Origin of the sequence: Micromonospora tarapacensis (assembly GCF_019697375.1) — a bacterium.
GTDB classification, from domain to species: domain Bacteria; phylum Actinomycetota; class Actinomycetes; order Mycobacteriales; family Micromonosporaceae; genus Micromonospora; species Micromonospora tarapacensis.
Window position 1 is genome coordinate 5,203,876 of the sequence record NZ_JAHCDI010000004.1, and the last position, 14,783, is coordinate 5,218,658.

Here is a 14,783-nt window from a genome sequence, read left to right on the forward strand (position 1 = left end):
TGGCAGGCTGAGCGCGCTCAGGTGGTGGCGAAGGCGGCGCGGCGGCGGGCGTCGACCTCGGCGGCCAGCTCCGGTGCGCGCTCCAACGCCTCGGGGTGACCAGCGGCGGCGAGCCAGTTGGCCAGCATCAGGTGACCGCCCTCGGTGAGCACCGACTCCGGGTGGAACTGGACGCCCTCGATCGGCAGGGTGCGGTGGCGCATCGCCATCACGATCCCGGAGGCCGTCCAGCCGGTCACCCTCAGCTCGGTCGGCAGTGTCTCGCGCAGCACCGCGAGGGAGTGGTATCGGGTCGCCGTGAACGGGTCGGGCAGGCCGGCGAGGACGCCCGTGTTGTCGTGCCGGACCTCCGAGGTCTTGCCGTGCAGCAGCTCGGGGGCGCGGGTGACGGTGGCCCCGAACGCCTCGCCGATGGCCTGGTGACCCAGGCACACCCCGAAGATCGGCAGTTTCCCGGCATACGCATGGATGACGTCGAGGCAGCTGCCGGCCCGGTCGGGCGTGCCCGGCCCCGGTGAGAGCAGGATGCCGGCCACACCGACCCGGCCCACCTCGGCCACGTCGATCTCGTCGTTGCGTCGTACCTCGCACTCGACGCCGAGCTGGCCGAGGTACTGCACCAGGTTGAAGACGAACGAGTCGTAGTTGTCGATCACCAGGACGCGCATCGGCTCACTCGTCCTCGTCGGGTGGTGGGGTGTTGTTCCGATCGGTGTCGTACGGCAGGTCGTGCTCGTCGCCCGGTGGGGCGTCCTCGACCGAGCCGTCGTCACCGGGGATCACGTCGCCGCCGGGCCCGCCCGGAACGCCGGAGTCCTCCTGGGTCACCTGCACGTCGTCGAAGGGCAGCAGCGGCTCCGCCCAGGGGAACACCACATACCAGAGCAGCGCCACCGCCATGGTGGCGAGCAGCAGGCTGCCGGCGAGCTTGCCGGCCAGCCCGAAGGGAAGTTTGCGCCAGATCCACGCGTACATCGTCAGGTCCCCAGCTCCGCCGGGCGCCCCGCGGCCTTCGGCTGGGTGCGTGTCAACTCGGCGTGAATGATCAACCGCTGGTAGTTGTCGAACTTCGGGTTGCACGTGGTCAGGGTCAGCATCCGCTTGGTCGCCTTCTCGCCCGGCCGGCCCGGCACCGGGGCCACCACCTCGACCTGGGTCGGCTTCACGATCAGACTGTCGGTGACCTGGTAGACGTACCACTCGTCGCGGCCCTCGACGATGATCGGGTCGCCGTCCCGCAACTCGTCCAGCCGCCAGAAGGTGGCCCGGTTGCGGTGCCCGGCCACCGAGAAGTTGCCCACCTGCCCCGGTCGGGCGCTGTCCGGATAATGGCCGGGAGCGTACCGGATGTCCTTTTGGCCGACTCCCTCGACCACGATCCATTCCTTCTCGAACTTCGGGATGTAGAGGCCCGCGATCGGCGTGCCGTGCACCGCTGGTTTGGGCGAGGCGGACGGGCTCGCCGAGGGGGCCGCCACCGTCGGGTCCGGCTCGGGTGCCCATGCCTGCGCCAGCTGCTCGCTCAGCTCGCCCTGGTGGGCGTCGACGATCGCCGACTTGCCCCAGATCTCGTAGCCGGCGAAGAGCAGCACCACCAGGCCGAACGTGATCAGCAACTCGCCGCTGAACCGGAGGCCGGTGCGCACCCGGGACCAGATTGACGGGCGAGTCAGCTCCGAGTAGACGCTCTTGTAGCCCTCACCCGTCTGGTGCGGGCGCAGTTGCACCACCCGGTCGCCGCGTCGTGGCTTCGGCGCCTCGGCGGGCTGGCCTGCGCCGTCGGACGACTCCTCGACCTTCGGCGGCCGGGGTACGGCCCCCATCAGGGCGGTCGAGTCCGCCGGGGCGGCGGGCTGCCGGGGCGGGTTCCGGTGACCGCCGGAATGAGCGCGGTGGCCGCGGGGTCGGCCGCCCGGCTCGCGGCGGCCGGCTGGGCCTGCTGGTTCGGGTTCGGCCGGTGCGGGGCCGCCTGAGCCTGCTGGTTGGCCGCTGCCGGACGGGCCGGTTGGCTCGGTGCCGTCGGGGAGACCGATGGGTTCGCCCGGGTCGGCTCCGCCGCCCGGTCACCGGCCGTCGACCGGGTGGCGGCGTCGCCGACCTTCGGTATCAGCGCGGTAGGGCCCTCGGCCGACCAGCCGGCCGGGCCGGCGGAGCCATTCGAAGGCTGCCGTGCGGGCTGGGCATCCGGCGTGCCACGCCCGTCCGCCGGCCAGGACGGCACGGTCCGCGGTGGCACCTGGGTCGGCCGGGTGGATGTGGCTGGCGTGCCGGGTTCGGGCTGGGCGTCGCGCCCCGGGCGAGCCGGGTGCCCGCTGTACGGAGGCGGCCCGTAGGTCTGCCCGCCGTGCGGCGTCGGGTCGTTTCCCGACTGCGGAGGTCGCGATGGCTGCCCGGTCGGCGCCGTCGTCGACCCACCGGGCACCGGCGCCCGATCGGCTCCGGCCCAGCCCGCACCGACGCCTGGCTGCCCAGCCTGCGCCGGTTGTGCTGGTTGCGCCGGTTGGCCGGGCTGGGCCTGCTGTGCTGGTCGCGCCGGTTGTGCGGGGTGGGACTGCTGGGCGGGCTGCGCCGATGGTCCGGGCTGGGCCGGCTGCGCGGAGTGCGCCCTTTCGGTGGGCTGCGGCGACTGAGCCGGCCGCAGGCCCTGCGCCCCTTGTGGGGCCTGGGTGGGCTGTGCCGGCTGTGCCCGCTGTGCCGGCTGTGTGCCGGGCCAGGGCGGCGGCCCACCGGCGGCCCGGGCGCTGTCCGGGTGGCCCGGACCGGCCGGGGGCCGGCTCGGCTCGAAGGCTCCTCGCCAGGGCGTCGGCCCCACCGGGAGGTCCGGCTGGCCGGACGGGAGGGGCACGCCGGGCCACTGCTCGATGCCCCCCGTGCTCTGCGGCTGACCGGAAGTCCCGCCGCGCGCCGGGTGCGGCGCAGCATCCCACTGGGTCGGCGTGCGGCCCGCGCTCGCCGTGCGCTCCGGGGCGGCGCCGGATCCCACCGCGTCGCACCGCGATCCGGGGTTGGTGCGGCGTCCCACTGCTTCGCGGTGCGGTCCGGGGTTGGTGCGGCGTCCCACTGCTTCGCGCTGCGGTCCGGGGCGGGCGGCGGGTCCCACTGGTTGGCGTTGCGGCCCGCGGCCGGTGGGGCATCCCACTGGCTCGCCGGGTGATCCGCGGCTGGCGCCGGGTCCCAGCGACCGGCGGCCGGGGTCTGCGGCTCCTGGGCGGGTCGCCCGCCCCGGCGGTCGGCCGCCGGGCCGCCGCCGCTCTCCGCGCCGGCGGTCGCGTCCCGGTCGTCCGGGGTGGCAGGTCCGGCCGTGGCCCGGGCCGGCTGGTCCGGGCCGCCGTGGGGTCCCACCGGGTGGTGCCGGCGGGTTGGGCGGCCTCGGTGGCCTCGAAACGGCCCGAGTTCGTGGGCCGCTGGCTCTCCGTCGGCTGGGTGCCGGCCGCTGCCTGGTCGGCCGGACGTCGGGGCGTCGCCGGCTGGGTGCCGTACGGCGAGCGCGGCGGCCCGGACGGGGTGGGCGGGACCGGATCGGGCCAGGCGCCGGCCGGACGGGTGTCGGGGCCGGCGGAATCCGCCCGCTCGACCTTGGGCAGGAAGGCGGTGGGCTCGTCGGCCCGGTCGCGGTGCCGGCCGTCAGATTGCTGGCTCACTGCGGCCTCACTGCGGCACTGTCGGGCCTCACTGCGGCACGGTCGCCGATCGCAGAGTGGTGGAGTCCTCGAATGCGGGCACGGTGACGGTCGAGGCTTCCTCGGAGTAGCCGAGCTGGTAGTTGTCGACCGCGTCCCTGAACCACCGGACTCCCTCGGAAACGGCGAGGGCCTGCCGGAGCGCGGCGGGATCGCCAATTGCAACGATCTTGAAAGGTGGGGAGTACACCCGGCCGTGCAGCAGCAGGGTGTTACCCACGCAGCGTACCGCGCTGGTCGTCAGTACGCGGACGTTCATGATTGACATCGCCTCGGCGCCGCCGGCCCACAGGGCGTTGACCACCGCCTGGACATCGCCCTGGTGGACGACCAGGTCGTCGTTGGTCGCACCCTCCGGCAGGCTGCCGAGCTGCGGCGCGTCGTCGAGCTCGACGATCAGGCCGGGGCCGGTGAGGGCGGTGAAGCCGGCCGCCCCCCGGCTGGCGTCGGCGCGCTCCTGCTGCTTCTTGATCGGGCCGTCGGAGTCGGCCAGGTCGGCCGTGCGGCTCTCGACCTCTCCGCGCAGCGTCGCGGCCCGTTCCTCGTTCGCCGCCACCTGGGCGCGGCGGTCCTCGATGAGCTCGGTGAGCTGGGGTCGCCGGTCCTCACGCAGCGCGGTGCCGCCGGCGGTGGTCGCCGCGGTGGTGAAGAGCAGGCCGGCGGCGAGAGCGATCAACGGTACGCCGACGGACCAGCCCGGCTGCCGCTGTTGCGGCCGGCGGGGCAGCAACCCGGCGACGAGTCGTCGCAGCGCCTTCTGCCACGACGCGGCGCCGGATGTGTACTCCACGGACAATTCCCCCTTATCCCAGCGCTTCCGCCCCACCCGGTGCGGTGGTGGCAGCAGCAGCCCTGCGGGGCGCCCCCGCTGCCGCCTGGCACCCGGCTGGCCCCATTCGTGGATTGGACGGGCCTTCCGGACTACGCTAGCTGTCGAAACATTATTGGCCATGGACCGTCGCCCTCGCGCCCGGTTGTCAGGCCGGACGAGGTCGTAACCCCTCTGGAGAGCGTCGTGCCAAAGTCTCAGGTCCGCAAGAAGAAGGTGTACACCCCGCCGACGGACGTCCGCCCCACGGCGACAGCGGCGACGCGCAAGCCCAGCCCGATGTGGCTGCCGGTGTCGGCAGTGTCGTTGATCGTCTTCGGCATCGGCTGGCTGGTGGTCTACTACCTCTCCGAGCAGGAGTACCCAGTCATGGAGCTGGGTTACTGGAACCTGGCGGTGGGCTTCGGGGCGATGGTCGCCTCGCTGATCCTGCTCTCCCGCTGGCGCTGACCCGCAGGTCAACGCCCACGACCGCCGGCGGTCGGCCCAGGGCCGACCGAGCGGACGCCGGTGCGGCCTCCTAAGGTGTCCGCAGGGCGGCGTGGCTCGGGTGCGAGAAGACTCACGTTACTGCTGGGTAACCTTGCGCGTAGGCTGCACTGCATGACCGAGCGGAGCGAGGTCATCGACCGGTCAGGTTGAGGTGCGGCGGCGATGGGTCGACCGCCCGTGCCGCCGGCCCGGTCGCCGAGCCGCTCGACAGGCAGCAGACCGGGAGGCCAACTCGATGGGCAGCGTCCAGATCGTCACCACGATCCTCGCGGCCGCCATCACCGCCGTGGCGGTGTGGCTTGCGGTACGCGCGGTCATCCGGATGGCGGCCGTGATCCGGCTGGGTCGGCCCGACCCGACCCGGTTCGGCGACAAGGGCAGCCGTACGACGACCATGCTCGCGGAGACGGCCGGGCACACCCGGATGCTCCGCTGGAGCGTGGTGGGGGCGGCGCACTGGTTCGTGATGGTCGGCTTCATCGTGCTGTCGCTGCTGGTGCTGGAGGCGTACTTCGAGGTGGTCTCGCCGACCGGCGGGCTGCCGCTGATCGGCGGCTGGGCGCTCTACGGACTGGTCACCGAGGCGATCGGCATCCTCGGCGTGGTCGGCATCGTGGTGCTCATCGCGATCCGGTTGGCCAACCGGCCGAACCGGGCCGGTCGCCGCTCACGGTTCACCGGCTCCACGATGTGGCAGGGCTACTTCGTCGAGGCGGTCGTCCTCGCCGTGCTGATCATGGGCTTCCTGATCCGCGGCTTCAAGGTGGCCACCGACCACTTCGAGTATCCGACCTGGGCCACGCCGCTGAGCCACGCGGTCGGCTCGGTGCTGCCGGGCTGGGAGTCCGGCGTCAGCGTCGCCGCCCTCATCAAGATCTCGATCTCGATGGCCTGGGTCATCGTGATCGCGCTGAACGTCACGATGGGTGTCGCGTGGCACCGCTTCCTCGCCTTCCCCAACATCTTCTTCAAGCGGGAGCCGGGGGCGGCCGGCTCCGGTCTCGGCGCGCTGCGGCCGATGATGAGCGACGGCAAGCCGCTCGACTTCGAGGAGGCCGACCCGGATTCCGATCAGTTCGGCGTGGCGCACGTCGAGCAGTTCACCTGGAAGGGCCTGCTGGATTTCAGCACCTGCACCGAGTGTGGCCGCTGCCAGTCGCAGTGCCCGGCGTGGAACACCGGCAAGCCGCTGTCGCCGAAGCTGCTGGTGCTCAGCCTGCGGGATCACGCCTACGCAAAGGCGCCCTACCTGCTGGCCGGTGGTGGCAAGGACCTCACCGGCGAGGAGAAGGCGACCGCCGCGCAGCTTGCCCACGTCGACGTGCTGGCGCTCGCCGAGGCGGAGAAGCCGCTGATCGGCGACGCCGAGGCCGGTGGGGTGATCGACCCCGACGTGCTCTGGTCGTGCACCACCTGCGGTGCCTGCGTGGAGCAGTGCCCGGTGGACATCGAGCACGTCGACCACATCGTCGACATGCGTCGCTACCAGGTGCTCATCGAGTCGAACTTCCCCTCCGAGGCCGGCGTGATGCTGCGCAACCTGGAGAACAAGGGCAACCCGTGGGGGGCCCCGCAGAACACCCGCGAGGACTGGACCAAGGGCCTCGACTTCGAGGTCCCGCGTGTCGGCGAGGTCGAGGACTTCGAGTACCTCTTCTGGGTGGGTTGCGCCGGGGCGTTCGAGGACCGGGCCAAGAAGACCACCCGGGCCGTCGCCACGCTGCTGCACGAGGCGGGCGTGTCGTTCGCCATCCTGGGCGAGGGCGAGACCTGCTCGGGCGACCCGGCGCGGCGCATCGGGAACGAGTTCGTCTTCCAGATGCTCGCCCAGCAGAACGTCGAGACCCTCAACGAGGCGTTCGAGGGCCGCGAGCGGTCCAAGCGCAAGATCGTCGCGACCTGCCCGCACTGCTTCAACACCCTGGGCAACGAGTACGGCCAGCTCGGCGGCGAGTTCGAGGTGGTGCACCACACCCAGTTGCTGGCGCACCTGGTCGCCACCGGCAGGCTCACCCCGGTGCAGCCGGTCGACGGCGGGGTGACGTACCACGACCCGTGCTATCTCGGCCGGCACAACCGGGTCTTCACCCCGCCGCGCGAGGTGCTCGGCAGCGCCATCCAGGGCGAGCTGACCGAGATGCCCCGCAACAGCGAGCGTTCCTTCTGCTGCGGCGCCGGTGGCGCGCGGATGTGGATGGAGGAGCGGATCGGCAAGCGGATCAACGTGGACCGGGTCGAGGAGGCCATGTCCACCGGGGCGAGAACGGTCGCCGTCGGTTGCCCGTTCTGCTCCACGATGCTCAACGACGGCGTGAACGGTAAGGACGCCGGCGAGCAGGTCGAGGTGGTCGATGTGGCGAGCGTCCTGCTCCGCTCCGTCCGGCCCGAACAGGCCACGGGCACCGAGGAGGCCGCGTCGGTGGCCGGCTGACCGGCGGCGTACGCGACGGCGCGGCGGCATCCTTCACCGGATGCCGCCGCGTCCGCTTTAGCATTGAAGGGCATAACTGTAACGGAATGGCCGACACCCTTTGTGTGCGTCCAGTCGCGCAAAGGTGAATGAGCCGTTGGTCGCCTTGATTCCGTACGGCGCCTTCCCTAATGTGAGGCACCGACCGCCGTAGGTCGTCTGCCTCGCCCCCTACCGCTCGCGAGGCGCCCGGTGGTCGGTCGCAAAGGAGTCGCTGCCGGTGGCAACCATGCCCCTCCATCGTCATGCGGCGGGACGATCCCGTCCGGGCGGCCTGCGCAGGGTCGCTCGTCGGCTGGTCGTCCTCGTCGCCGCCGTCGCGGTCGGTGCCGGCCTGCTCGCCGCCCCTGCGTACGCCGAGCCCTCGGTCGACGAGATCGAGGCGCAGATCGACAAGCAGTGGCGGGTGCTGGAGCCCACCATCGAGCAGTACAACAAGGTGCGGTCGCAGCTGAAGGTCAACCGGAAGAAGTCGAAGGACCTCCAGAAGAAGATCCAGCCGCTGGCCCTGGAGGCCGAGCTGGCGATGAACCGGGTGGCCGACCTCGCCTCCCGGTACTACATCAGCGGCCCGTCCCAGGAACTCGGCGCGCTGCTGCTCAACGCCAGTCCGGACATGCTCGGTGAGCAGATGGCATTCCTCGACCGGCTGGCGTCGGCAGAGCGCCGGCAGCTCGAGGGCGTCATGAAGATCCGGAAGAAGTACGACGACCAGAAGGCCAAGCTCGACAAGCTGATCGCTGCCCAGGAGAAGCAGGAGAAGGATCTCGCGGCGAAGAAGAAGAAGATCGACGCCGAGATCAAGCGGCTCGAGCGGGCGCTGCCGGTGACGACGGTGAAGACCACCAACTGCCCGACCATCAACGGCGTGGTCAGCGCGGCGGCCCGGACCGCCATCAAGACCGCGTGCAACCAGGTCGGCAAGCCGTACGTCTGGGGTGCCACCGGGCCGAACTCGTTCGACTGCTCCGGTCTGACCCAGTACGCCTACCGGGCCGCCGGCATCTCACTGACCCACTTCACCGGTGCCCAGTGGAACGAGGGCAAGGCCATCTCCCGCTCCGACGCCCGCCCCGGCGACCTGGTCTTCTTCTTCAGCGACCTGCACCACGTCGGGCTCTATCTGGGCAACAACCAGATGGTGCACGCCGCCCGCGCCGGCAAACCGGTGAACGTCTCGTCCATCACGACCATGCCGGTCGCCGGCTTCCGTCGACCCGGCTGACCGTCTTCGGCCAGCGTCGCTGAGCGGTAGAGCAGGAACGTCCGAGGGCCCCCGGTCAAGTTGCCGGGGGCCCTCCTCGTTGTCGGATGTCAGCACCGAGAGTGACGGCGCGGATGTGTTGCGTATCGACGCAGGTCGTCTCTACGCTGGTCAATCGTTGGCCCGTAGGTCGATCCGCCCAGCCGGGGTGGTGACGGTCCGTCAGCTAACCCGGTAGGCGGTACGGAGAGAGGGAGAACCGAGCCCGGTGGCACACCAAGCCCCGCGGCCACCGTCGCAACGGCCGGCGATGCCCGGCCGATCGACGGCTGCACCGCGTCTTCGCTGGTACCGCTGCACCAGACGCCCCCTGGCCGCGCTGGCCGCGATCGCCGTGATCCTGACCGGCGGTGCGACAGCGGCCCGGGCCGACCCGACGGTCGCCGACATCGAGCGCCAGATCGACGAGGACTGGAACCGGCTCGAACCCGTCATCGAACGGCACAACGCCACCCGGCAGGACCTGGCCGTCCACCGGCGGACGGCCGACGCCCTGACCGCCCGGATCGCGCCGCTGCAACGTCAGGTGGACGAGGCGATGGACCGGGTCGGTGCGCTGGCCGCCCGGGCGTACAGGGGTGAACAGGTGCGCGCCGTCAACACCCTGCTGGGCAGCCGGTCGCCGGGCGAGGTCGTCGAGCAGCTCGGCCTGCTCGACCGGTACGCCCGTTACCAGCAGCAGGACGTGCGGCACGCGAGCGAACTGCGTGACGAACTCGCCGCCGCCCGGGCCGGGCTGGACCGCACCATCGACGAGTTGGCCCGCGCCGAGGCCGAACTCGCGGATCGGCGCCGGCAGATCGACGCCGAGATCGACCGGTTGCAGCGGGTGCGGCTGCGGGCGTACGACAAGGGAGCCGGCGGCCCACTGCGGCCGGCGCCCTGCCCGGCCAGTTACCCGGGCGGGCCGGCCGGAGCGGCGGTGACCTTCGCCTGCGCCCAGATCGGCAAGCCGTACTCGTGGGGCGCCGAGGGGCCGAACGCCTACGACTGCTCCGGGTTGACCCTGGCGGCGTGGGCGCGGGCCGGAGTGGCGCTGCCGCACAACGCGGCGCGGCAGCGCCGGGTCACCGCGTCGGTCAGCCGGGGTGCGCTGCGCGCCGGGGATCTCGTCTTCTACTACCGGGATCTGCACCATATCGGCATGTACGTCGGCGGTGGCTGGGTGGTGCACGCCTCCCGCGCCGGCCAGCCGGTGAAGATGAAGCAGCTGGACAGCAGCCCCGTGCACAGCTTCGGCCGGCCCGGCTGAGGCGTCGGGCGCAGCACGTCGGGCCTGCTCCGGCGCGGGCGCGGGCCGGTGGTGCGGCCGGCAGCCCGGGCGTCAGCGGGTGGGCCAGGTGCGCCAGCTCTGCCAGGCACGGCTCGGCGTCGGGCCGCGCTGACCCTGGTAGCGCGAGCCGTAGACGACCGAGCCGTACGGGTGCTCGGCCGGCGAGGAGAGCCGGAAGATGCAGAGCTGACCGATCTTCATGCCGGGCCAGAGGGTGATCGGCAGGTTGGCGACGTTTGACAGCTCCAGGGTGACGTGACCGGAGAAGCCGGGGTCGATGAAGCCGGCGGTGGAGTGGGTGAGCAGACCGAGCCGCCCCAGGCTCGACTTGCCTTCCAGCCGGCCGGCGAGCTGGTCGCCCAGCGAGATGACCTCCAGCGTGGAGGCGAGCACGAACTCACCCGGGTGCAGCACGAACGCCTGGCCGTCGGGGACCTCGACCGCCGAGGTCAGGTCGTCCTGCTGGGTGGCCGGGTCGATGTGGGTGTAGAGGTGGTTGTTGAAGACCTGGAACAGCTTGTCCAGGCGTACGTCGATGCTGGAGGGCTGCACCAGGGTGGGCTCGAACGGCTCGAGCGCCAGGGTGCCCGCCTTGATCTCGGAGACCAGGTCCCGGTCGGAGAGCAGCATCGCCACACCATAGCTGCCGGTATGCGACCTGCGTGTCGGGCTACCCGCTTCGAACGTGTGTTCGATAGGATGTCGGCATGGCTTCCTGGTCCGAATTCGCCGCCGACGAGCCCCGACTCGCCGACGGGATCCGCCTTCTGATGCAGCAGTACGGCCCGGGCTTCGGCTACCTGGCCACGGTCCGCGCCGACGGCGGGCCCCGGGTGCACCCGGTCTCCCCCGTGATCGCCGACGACGGTCTCTTCTGCTTCGTGATCGACTCGCCGAAGCGGCGCGACCTGGAACGCGACGGTCGTTACGCGCTGCACTCGTTCCCACCGGAGGAGAGTGACGACGAGGCGTACGTCGCAGGCCGGGCCCGGCCCGTCACCGACGACGCCACGGTGGCCCGCCTGGCCCTCGCCGCGCGGGCCGCGCCACACGCCGACTGGCGGTTGTTCGAGTTCACCGTCGACGTGGCGATGCTCGCCCGGCGCGAGCATGCCGGTGCCGGAGAGCCAGCCGCCCGCCCGGCCGTCCAGGTCTGGCTCGACCCGTCCGCCGTCACCCCGGAAGCCGTCACCCCGGAAGCCGTCCGCCCGATGGCCGCATCGGCCCCCGCCCGACCCGGGCGGCACCACCGCCGCGCGGCCTGAGCGCGCCGGTGCCGGCCCCGTCGACGGGGCCGGCACCGGTCCGGTCGTACGTCCGCTAGTGCGGTGGCCAGAAACGTTTACCGGGCCTCGCCGCGACAACGCCAACGTTCCTGGACACCGTACTAGGCCCGATAGGTGTTCCAGGCGTTGATCATGCGGGTCGCCTGGCCCGACGTGAACTGGTACATGCAGGTGTCGTAGGTGTAGTCCATGAAGTTGGTGATCGGGTCGAGGCCCGTGCTGGAGCAGGTGTTCCGGCCGGTCGGGCACTGGTAGGCCGGTGACGCCTCGGCCGGTGTGTCGGAGACGCTGTCACCGCTGCCCGAGCAGCCACCCTGGAAGGTGTGGTAGAGGTTCAGCCAGTGGCCGACCTCGTGGGTGCCGGTGTCACCCTGGTTGTAGTTGGTGGCGGTGCCGCCGGGCAGTGACTCGCTCAGCACGACCACGCCGTCCATCACGTTCAGGGTGTTCTGCGGGAACGTCGCCCAGCCGAGCAGGCCGTTGCTCAGCGCGCCGAAGTAGATGTTCAGCGTGCCCTTGGTGCCCTGTCGCAGTTGGGTCTTCATCTGCCGCTCGGCCGTCGAGCCCTGCCGGATCGGATACCACGAGGTGTTGGTGACCCGGTTGATGCTCTGTAGCTGGAACGCGAATGCGGTGGACGCGCCACCGGTCGCCCCGCTGAACGACTGGTTCAACACGTTGATCTGCGACTGGATCATCGAGTCGGGGATGTTCCCGCCGGACCGGGTGGTGTTCTTGCGGATCACGTGCGCCACGACCGGAATGGTGACCGAGGCCGCGGCGGCCTGGGCGTTCAGCGTGCGCTGCCCGACCCGCTTGGCCCGCTCCTGGAGCAGGTCGGCGAACTCGGCCTCGCGCTGGTGAACCTGCGCGATGGTCAGCTCGTTGGGGTCGTGCTTCACGACGGCATCGCCGCGGACCCGGGCCGCCGTGCCCGTCGGATCCTCACACACCTCGTCGGCGACGGAGGCCGCGGCCGGGCCCGCGGTCGTGGTGGCGGCCGGCAGCAGGCCGACCGTGGCCGCACCGAGCACCAAGGCCAACGACGTCGATGCGAGGCCGGCGACATGCCGGTTCAGCAGGACGGGACGCAGTCCCATAAGCCCACCTCTTTCTGGCGACGCGACCGGGGGTTGTGTCGCGTCGTGCGGAAAACGTGGGGCAGACGTTACAACCCATCGATAGATCTGAACATAGACATATGTTGCGGTGATGAAACTTCTTGCCACCCCCTGGTCCGGGTGCCTGGGTGCACCGCTGCGGTGGCTCAGGTACAGTGGTCCCGCTTGCGGGTGTAGTTCAATGGCAGAACATCAGCTTCCCAAGCTGACAGTGCGGGTTCGATTCCCGTCACCCGCTCCAGCATGAAGCCCAGGCCAGGACACGTCCCCGACCTGGGCTTCGCGCATGACCGCTTCGTGAGCCGGGCACTCGCACCGCGGCTTGTGCGCCTCGGGCTCCCGGCACCGCACCATCCGTGGCTGGCCGCCTGGCCGGGCCGGCGCGGGCCGGTCCCCGTACGCTGGCGATCATGCGGATTGGCATCGTGATCCTGCCCGATCAGCGCTGGTCGGTGGCGCGGCACCGTTGGCGGCAGGCCGACGACTGGGGCTTCGACCACGCCTGGACGTACGACCACCTGGGCTGGCGCGACCTGGTGGATGGTCCCTGGTTCGACTCGATGACGACGCTGACCGCCGCCGCGACCGTGGCCTCCCGGATCCGGCTGGGCACGCTCGTGGCGTCGCCGAACTTCCGGCATCCGGCGGCCTTCGCCCGGCAGGTGACCGCGCTCGACGACATCTCGGGCGGGCGGGTGCTGCTCGGGCTGGGTGCGGGCGGGATCGGGTTCGACTCGGCGGTGCTCGGCGGCGAGACGCTACCTCCACGGCAGCGGGTGGACCGGTTCGCCGAGTTCACCGGGCTGCTCGACGCGATTCTGCGGCAGGACGGGACGACGTGGCGGGGTGAGTGGTTCGCGGCGGTGGATGCGCGGAGCGATCCGGGCTGCGTCCAGCGTCCCCGGGTGCCGTTTGTGGTGGCCGCCAACGGGGCCCGGTCGATGCGGCTCGCGGCCCGGTTCGGGCAGGGTTGGGTGACCACCGGCCCCGGCGTCGACGACCTGGACGACTGGTGGGCGGCGGTGGCCGAGCTGGTGGCCCGGCTCGACGCGATCCTCGCGGCGCAGGGGCGTGACCCGGCCAGTCTGGACCGCTACCTCTCGCTGGACTCGGCGCCGGTCTTCTCGCTGAGCAGCGCGCAGTTCTTCGCCGACCAGGTCGGCCGCGCGGCGCAGCTGGGCTTCACCGACGTGATCACGCACTGGCCCCGGGAGAGCAGCTGGTACGCCGGTGACGAGGCGGTCCTGGTGGACGTCGCCACCCGCCTGCTGCCCGAACTGCGCGGCTGAACCTGCGGCGCCGTCCTCCGGGCGGGTCGGCTCAGCTGCCGAGGTCGCCGGTGGCGACGCCGCCGTCGCCGGCGGAGACCAGCCGGAAGCGTACGCAGACGATCTCGGTGTCCTCGGTGACCGGGGTGCCGACGCGGGTCCAGTAGGCGGCGTGGCCGGCGCGCCACTCCTCGATCGAGCGGTCGCCCTCTCCCTCGGAGCGGGCGAAATCCCATGGGACCGTGGCGAAGCGGGTCACCTCGACACCCGTCACCTCGACGACGCCCACCAGGGCGTCCTGGTCGTCGACGAGGGCCAAACGCTCACCGACCTGCTCCAACTCCTCGCCCTCGTCGGCGTACTCGGCGCGCAGGCCGGCGGTTGCGGTCTTCACCCCGGCCAGCACGAGGGTGTTGAGGTTCGCCCGCAGCTCCCCGGGAGTGCCGAGGGCGAGCGCTCGGAGTCCGCCGATTCGTGGCCACATGGTGCCGAGGCTACCGCCCGGTCGGTGGCGCTCCAGCGTCCCAACGCCCTCCCGGGAGGGTACGGTCGATGCTCGACGACAAGGAGACGTCCATGGCGGACCGACGTGCGGTGCTCATTCCGGGACGCGGGTACGACACCCGGTACCCGCTCTTCCTCTATCTGGGTGAGGCGCTGCGCCGGGCCGGTTTCGGGCTGCACGGGATCTCCTGGCAGGTGCCGGACGACTTCGACGTCGACACCATCGGCAATTGGGTCTGCGACCAGGTGGCCCCGACGTTGACCGAGCGGACCGACCTGTTGGTCGGCAAGTCGCTCGGCACCCTCGCCGCGCCGCTGGCTGCCGCTCGCGGGCTGCCGGCCGTCTGGCTGACCCCGGCGCTGCACCGCGGCGAGGTGATCGATGCGCTGCGGCGGGCCACCGCGCCGTTCATGCTGGTCGGCGGCGCCGCCGACTCGTCCTGGGACGGCTCGGTCGCGCGGCGGCTGACGCCACACGTGCTGGAGATCCCGGCCGGCGACCACGCGCTGATGGTGCCCGGTCCGTTGGCCCGCTCCGCGGAGGCCCTCGGGCAGGTCTGCACCGTGGTGGAGGACTTCGTCCGCTGATTCCCGGT

General features: G+C 71.6%; 13 protein-coding genes, 1 tRNA gene and 1 pseudogene. 8 read left to right on the forward strand and 7 right to left on the reverse strand.

All coding sequences use genetic code 11. The features are described 5' to 3' along the window. Window positions 1-17: 17 nt before the first annotated feature. The 4 genes and pseudogenes from KIF24_RS29965 to KIF24_RS29980 form a co-directional block, all read right to left on the reverse strand. On the reverse strand, window positions 18-668 hold the full coding sequence (locus KIF24_RS29965; protein ID WP_221086885.1) for an aminodeoxychorismate/anthranilate synthase component II: 651 nt from the start codon (window positions 666-668) through the stop codon (window positions 18-20). Between the two features lie 4 nt (window positions 669-672). Continuing rightward, window positions 673-975: a hypothetical protein gene (locus KIF24_RS29970; protein ID WP_221086886.1), complete on the reverse strand. Its 303-nt coding sequence runs from the start codon at window positions 973-975 to the stop codon at window positions 673-675. A gap of 2 nt (window positions 976-977) precedes the next feature. Then, a pseudogene (locus KIF24_RS29975) lies at window positions 978-2,188 on the reverse strand (class E sortase); the annotation flags it as partial. 1,481 nt (window positions 2,189-3,669) lie between these two features. Beyond that, window positions 3,670-4,470, reverse strand: a complete 801-nt coding sequence (locus tag KIF24_RS29980; protein WP_221086888.1) for a DUF881 domain-containing protein — start codon at window positions 4,468-4,470, stop codon at window positions 3,670-3,672. A 225-nt stretch (window positions 4,471-4,695) separates the two neighbouring features. Between KIF24_RS29980 and KIF24_RS29985 the strand changes: the two genes are divergently transcribed. The 4 genes from KIF24_RS29985 (at window position 4,696) to KIF24_RS30000 (ending at window position 9,987) form a co-directional block, all read left to right on the forward strand. After that, a complete protein-coding gene (locus KIF24_RS29985; RefSeq protein WP_221086889.1) occupies window positions 4,696-4,959 on the forward strand; it encodes a cell division protein CrgA in 264 nt (87 codons plus the stop codon). Between the two features lie 277 nt (window positions 4,960-5,236). Continuing rightward, window positions 5,237-7,432 (forward strand): (Fe-S)-binding protein, encoded by a 2,196-nt coding sequence (locus tag KIF24_RS29990; protein ID WP_221086890.1) that lies wholly within the window; start codon window positions 5,237-5,239, stop codon window positions 7,430-7,432. Window positions 7,433-7,685: 253 nt separating this feature from the next. Next, window positions 7,686-8,696 (forward strand): C40 family peptidase, encoded by a 1,011-nt coding sequence (locus KIF24_RS29995; protein ID WP_221087623.1) that lies wholly within the window; start codon window positions 7,686-7,688, stop codon window positions 8,694-8,696. Between the two features lie 289 nt (window positions 8,697-8,985). Further along, window positions 8,986-9,987 (forward strand): NlpC/P60 family protein, encoded by a 1,002-nt coding sequence (locus tag KIF24_RS30000; protein ID WP_230415978.1) that lies wholly within the window; start codon window positions 8,986-8,988, stop codon window positions 9,985-9,987. A gap of 72 nt (window positions 9,988-10,059) precedes the next feature. Here KIF24_RS30000 and dcd read toward each other — a convergent pair whose 3' ends face one another. Further along, window positions 10,060-10,638 carry a dCTP deaminase gene (dcd, locus tag KIF24_RS30005; protein WP_221086892.1) on the reverse strand — a complete coding sequence of 193 codons (579 nt, stop codon included), beginning with the start codon at window positions 10,636-10,638 and terminating at the stop codon, window positions 10,060-10,062. Between the two features lie 77 nt (window positions 10,639-10,715). Here dcd and KIF24_RS30010 point away from each other — a divergent pair, with 77 nt between their 5' ends. Beyond that, window positions 10,716-11,273, forward strand: a complete 558-nt coding sequence (locus KIF24_RS30010; protein ID WP_221086893.1) for a pyridoxamine 5'-phosphate oxidase family protein — start codon at window positions 10,716-10,718, stop codon at window positions 11,271-11,273. Window positions 11,274-11,395: 122 nt separating this feature from the next. On the opposite strand, the gene KIF24_RS30015 is transcribed toward KIF24_RS30010, so the two are convergent. Further along, window positions 11,396-12,394 carry a zinc metalloprotease gene (locus tag KIF24_RS30015; RefSeq protein WP_221086894.1) on the reverse strand — a complete coding sequence of 333 codons (999 nt, stop codon included), beginning with the start codon at window positions 12,392-12,394 and terminating at the stop codon, window positions 11,396-11,398. Window positions 12,395-12,582: 188 nt separating this feature from the next. Between KIF24_RS30015 and KIF24_RS30020 the strand changes: the two genes are divergently transcribed. Next, window positions 12,583-12,656 (forward strand) — tRNA-Gly (locus KIF24_RS30020). A gap of 169 nt (window positions 12,657-12,825) precedes the next feature. Continuing rightward, window positions 12,826-13,704 carry an LLM class flavin-dependent oxidoreductase gene (locus KIF24_RS30025; protein WP_221086895.1) on the forward strand — a complete coding sequence of 293 codons (879 nt, stop codon included), beginning with the start codon at window positions 12,826-12,828 and terminating at the stop codon, window positions 13,702-13,704. Between the two features lie 31 nt (window positions 13,705-13,735). Here the strand turns inward: KIF24_RS30025 and KIF24_RS30030 are convergent, their stop codons facing one another. Further along, on the reverse strand, window positions 13,736-14,167 hold the full coding sequence (locus KIF24_RS30030) for an ASCH domain-containing protein (RefSeq protein ID WP_221086896.1): 432 nt from the start codon (window positions 14,165-14,167) through the stop codon (window positions 13,736-13,738). 92 nt (window positions 14,168-14,259) lie between these two features. Here KIF24_RS30030 and KIF24_RS30035 point away from each other — a divergent pair, with 92 nt between their 5' ends. Beyond that, entirely contained in the window at window positions 14,260-14,775 is a 516-nt protein-coding gene (locus KIF24_RS30035) for an alpha/beta fold hydrolase (protein ID WP_221086897.1), read from the forward strand. The last annotated feature ends 8 nt before the right edge of the window (window positions 14,776-14,783 follow it).

Coding starts and splice junctions, on each gene's coding strand:
- KIF24_RS29965 (WP_221086885.1), bottom strand. CDS start 668: ATGCGCGTCCTGGTGATCGACAACTACGACTCGTTCGTCTTCAACCTG.
- KIF24_RS29970 (WP_221086886.1), bottom strand. CDS start 975: ATGTACGCGTGGATCTGGCGCAAACTTCCCTTCGGGCTGGCCGGCAAG.
- KIF24_RS29990 (WP_221086890.1), top strand. CDS start 5,237: ATGGGCAGCGTCCAGATCGTCACCACGATCCTCGCGGCCGCCATCACC.
- KIF24_RS30000 (WP_230415978.1), top strand. CDS start 8,986: ATGCCCGGCCGATCGACGGCTGCACCGCGTCTTCGCTGGTACCGCTGC.
- dcd (WP_221086892.1), bottom strand. CDS start 10,638: ATGCTGCTCTCCGACCGGGACCTGGTCTCCGAGATCAAGGCGGGCACC.
- KIF24_RS30010 (WP_221086893.1), top strand. CDS start 10,716: ATGGCTTCCTGGTCCGAATTCGCCGCCGACGAGCCCCGACTCGCCGAC.
- KIF24_RS30015 (WP_221086894.1), bottom strand. CDS start 12,394: ATGGGACTGCGTCCCGTCCTGCTGAACCGGCATGTCGCCGGCCTCGCA.
- KIF24_RS30025 (WP_221086895.1), top strand. CDS start 12,826: ATGCGGATTGGCATCGTGATCCTGCCCGATCAGCGCTGGTCGGTGGCG.
- KIF24_RS30030 (WP_221086896.1), bottom strand. CDS start 14,167: ATGTGGCCACGAATCGGCGGACTCCGAGCGCTCGCCCTCGGCACTCCC.
- KIF24_RS30035 (WP_221086897.1), top strand. CDS start 14,260: ATGGCGGACCGACGTGCGGTGCTCATTCCGGGACGCGGGTACGACACC.